General features: G+C 57.9%; 5 protein-coding genes and 1 pseudogene. 3 read left to right on the plus strand and 3 right to left on the minus strand.

Annotated features, from left to right (window positions below; all coding sequences use genetic code 11):
- Positions 1 to 164, minus strand: a pseudogene (locus Q0U90_RS11490) (pyridine nucleotide-disulfide oxidoreductase); the annotation flags it as partial.
- 501 nt (positions 165 to 665) lie between these two features.
- On the opposite strand from Q0U90_RS11490, the gene Q0U90_RS11495 reads away from it, so the two are divergent.
- The 3 genes from Q0U90_RS11495 to Q0U90_RS11505 all read left to right on the plus strand — a co-directional run bounded on the left by Q0U90_RS11495 (position 666) and on the right by Q0U90_RS11505 (position 3,008).
- Complete coding sequence (locus Q0U90_RS11495; RefSeq protein ID WP_297455264.1) at positions 666 to 905, plus strand: FUSC family protein; 240 nt, start codon at positions 666 to 668, stop codon at positions 903 to 905.
- Positions 906 to 959: 54 nt separating this feature from the next.
- On the plus strand, positions 960 to 2,282 hold the full coding sequence (locus Q0U90_RS11500) for a hypothetical protein (RefSeq protein ID WP_297455267.1): 1,323 nt from the start codon (positions 960 to 962) through the stop codon (positions 2,280 to 2,282).
- Positions 2,283 to 2,594: 312 nt separating this feature from the next.
- Entirely contained in the window at positions 2,595 to 3,008 is a 414-nt protein-coding gene (locus Q0U90_RS11505) for a peptide chain release factor-like protein (protein WP_297455270.1), read from the plus strand.
- A gap of 54 nt (positions 3,009 to 3,062) precedes the next feature.
- On the opposite strand, the gene Q0U90_RS11510 is transcribed toward Q0U90_RS11505, so the two are convergent.
- Together Q0U90_RS11510 and Q0U90_RS11515 are read right to left on the minus strand one after the other, a co-directional pair.
- Positions 3,063 to 3,323, minus strand: a complete 261-nt coding sequence (locus Q0U90_RS11510) for a HigA family addiction module antitoxin (protein WP_070363545.1) — start codon at positions 3,321 to 3,323, stop codon at positions 3,063 to 3,065.
- Between the two features lie 34 nt (positions 3,324 to 3,357).
- The gene (locus Q0U90_RS11515; protein ID WP_005290974.1) at positions 3,358 to 3,639 is read right to left on the minus strand and encodes a type II toxin-antitoxin system RelE/ParE family toxin; all 282 of its coding nucleotides are present in this window, start codon (positions 3,637 to 3,639) and stop codon (positions 3,358 to 3,360) included.
- Positions 3,640 to 3,704: the final 65 nt, after the last annotated feature.

Raw genomic sequence — 3,704 nt, forward strand, 5'->3', positions numbered from 1 at the left:
CGCATGAGGTGGCGGAATGGGCCGAGGGCCGGACGGAAACCAGTGCACCAGATCAGATGGTCGTGGTCGAGCTCGCTCAAGCTATCGAAGATGGAGGTAGCGGTGAGCTGGCCGGAATCGCGGAGCTCACGTAGATGAGGAAGCGCGAGACTGTCCCCGAGGTTCGGGCCGGAATCGCCACCGAGAATCCGGCGGCGGCTGCCCGCGTTAAACGTTGAACTTGAACTCCACGGCATGTCGGTGCAAAGAAACCTTTCCGCTAAAGACAGTAGGTAAATCCGGAGAAGTACCACAGGATGCGGCCATGGCGCGATCGCTCCCGGAACATCTAGCAACTCAGGAAACAACAGAGCACGGGGAGATACGCGTCAAATGTACATATTTTTCATACTGCAGGGCTACTAGAAAGATTCGCACAAGAAAGGTTCCAGTAACGGCACAGCGGGGGCACGGTGGGGTGCCTGCTGTGCGGTTTTTTAAAAATACACAAAAATACGAAACCATATCTCCGCAGTTCACGGCAGGTATTTACAGGGTGTTTTGTAATCACGAAAACGAAAAGACCACAGTACTACCGCGCCATCGAGCGCGCCCTGGGCATCCTGACCGGCATCGCGGTAGCCGGCTTCCTGCTGTCCCACCCGATGCAGGGATGACAGATCGTCGTGTGGATTGTGATTCTGCGGTCCCTCACCGAGATGTACGTGACCCACAACTACACCATCACCGTCAGCTTCATCACCCCGACCGCCCTGCTGATGGTACAGACGGTCGAGGCCTCCCCCATCTGGCCAATGCTGCTCGCCCGCACAGCGGAGACCGTCATCGGCGCGTTCGCGGCGCTCGCCGTCATCGCGGTCGGCTACGTGCACAAGTACCCAGAGCTCGTGCTGCAGCGGCGTTAGCGCAGGTGCTTTGCGACGCATTTGCCGCCCGTCAATACTATATAGTTTCTGGACATGGAGACTTCAAGCAAGGACCTGGCTTTTCTGGCGGATGGAGAGGGTCTGCTGATTCTTAGCGAGGAAAACCGCTTTCCCGATACCTCTGCACCCGCGTTTTCTCCTGCGTCACCGCAAGTGCTTTTCCGCGCAAACAATGTGCTGAGCACGATTTCCAACCAGCAGTTCAAATCCGGCAAGTATTACAAAGCTACGGACGAAACTGCGAAGCTGCTCCAGCATCGCACGTCGTCTGGACCGGTTCCTGGAGTCCTACGCCGAAGCGATCTTGGGCTCGCTGACAATCCAAGTCGATTCTTCAAACACACCTCGTTTCAAGAGGTGAAGTTTTCGCCCGCCATGGCTTCGACCGCCGCGGGCATCGCAGCTCAGGCCGCAATTGAGGCAGCAATTGCTGAAATCAAGGAGTATCTAGAGGTCATCGATGAGAAGCTCGATACTCTCCTCCGGCAGCGCAAGGTTGACGCACTGGCACAGCTTGGGGGTATCCAGTACACGATTGAAGAAGCGGACGAACTTTACCGGCGCAGCAGTAGCGTCTCCTCAACTACTTGGTCGAAGGTCGACCACCTCGGATCAGCGCTCAACGGCATCGAGTCTTACGCCATCGAACAACTCGATGATGCCGTTGATCAGCTCCGGAAGCAGAAGAACAACTCCAAGAAGCTTGAAACTTTCTTAGCTGGGCTGAAAGGTGATCTGCCGCTTTGGCTGGGTGTGGCCGCTCGGAGCATCTACCTCCACGATCGGATGTATGTCCTGGAGATCGCCCACGTGAATGAGTTTGAGCCTCGCCAGCTGGATTCTCACCGTGAGGGAATCCACGACGCGCGCAAGGATCGATTGGAATCGACCATCCGACGTCTGCTCGAGATGGATACAGCCATCCGTGAGACAGCCAAGTTGAGCAATCAGGTCTGGGTCACAAACCATATTCGTGCTCGCCACATCACCGCGCACGCGAACGAAATTCACGACATTATTAGTGCGTTTGCGCAGCATTTGTGGATGGGCGAAGAAGACGCAGAGCGTCTCCACGACCAGGGGTGGCTTCAATCTGTGGTGTCGCTAGCGGGCGACACCGTCCATGCTGCGAACCGCGTCCGCCAATCGGCGGTGGATCAAGCGCAAAAAGCCACTGAGAAAATTCGCGACATGAACGACGACCGGGTGCTTGCAAAGGCCGCAGAAATCGAAGCGCGACGGGAGCGGGGAGAGCAAAAAGCGCTCGAGTCGACCGGCGACGAAGATCAATCTGCGACAGAAACCCGCACGACGCGACGCGGTTTCCGTTTCCGTCGAGACAAGAAGAAAGCATAGAGGTTTTCTCCACGACATCGGTAGCAGTTATGTTCCTGAGAATCCGTTTGAGCAGCGAGGAAGCATCACTCGTAACGAAGTTTGCGCGCGCTGAGGGCGTAACTGTTTCCGAGTTTTGCTCGATCCGCCATCGCGGAAAGAATCGAAGATCTTCAGGACCTGCAGGAACTTCGCTCAGTCGTCGAGATTGACTCCGGTAGGAAGTTCACGATGCATGAGATTTACCGGGAGGTCGGTCGCTGAGACTTGCGTTGCAACTGGGCTGCGGTCTGGGTTGGTTGACGCAGGACGCAAGAACGTAGTGTGGGCGGTATGAACGACCTGACCATCGCGCCTGGCCCAGGGATCCCCGGGGGTCTGGTCATCGTCGCCGCCGACCTGACGGAGCGGTCCGCGAAGTCGTCGGGACGAGGCGGCCAAGGCGTCAATACTACGGACAGCAAAGTACAGCTTTCCGACGCCCAGCGTCGCCGCGTCCTCTGCAACCACGAGCACCGCCTAGACGGCACCGTCCTTACCGTTACCGCATCGACCCAGCGATTGCAGGTATGCAACCGCGCCGAGGCACGCGAACGCATGGCCGCCCTCTTGCGCGAGGCGCTCGCTCCGCCTCCTCCCCCGCGGCGCAGGACCAAGCCGACGCGCGGCTCGGTGCGGCGCCGTCTCGAAGCGCAGAAGCGGCGCTCAGAACTCAAGTCCACGCGACGGCGGCCCCAAATTCCCTAGTTCGAACCATCCGCGTGCATATCCTCACGCTGACGGACCTGGTTCGGGTAACCGCTACGCCGAGACAGCGTGAACCGGCTGAATCCGCTCGATCTCGGCGAGGATTTTGTCTTCTGCCACATCCAGGTCGTACTGGGTCTGTAACCCGAGCCAGAACTGGGGGCTCATTCCGAAGAACTTAGCCAAGCGAAGAGCAGTGTCCGCGGTTACAGCGCGCTTACCGTGAACAATTTCGTTGATCCGGCGGGGCGGAACGCCGATGGAGACGGCGAGCTTGTGCTGGGTGATCCCCATTTCCTTGAGAAAGTCCTCCATGAGGATCTCACCGGGGTGAACCGGAGGGAGCTTGTCAGTGGTAGTCAACGATCTCAACCTCCTCTGGCCCCGCGGCGGACCACCGAAAACAGATCCGCCACTGGTCGTTGATTCGAATGCTGAACTGACCCCGCCGATCACCTTTCAACGCCTCGAGCCGGTTTCCCGGGGGAATCCGTAACTCATCAAGAGTCTGCGCGTACCCAAGCTGGCGAAGCTTGCGCAGCGCTACTGAGTGAATGCGGGAATCGATCGAGCGAACCCGCTCTCGATTCCACAAACGCTCAGTGTCCTTGTCAGCGAACGACTGGATCATGCTTCACCCTATCCCCCATAACGCGAAGCGTCAATAACGCTACACGTTAAATTTGAACTCCACGG

It is taken from the genome of uncultured Corynebacterium sp. (genome assembly GCF_946998835.1).
Taxonomy (GTDB): domain Bacteria; phylum Actinomycetota; class Actinomycetes; order Mycobacteriales; family Mycobacteriaceae; genus Corynebacterium.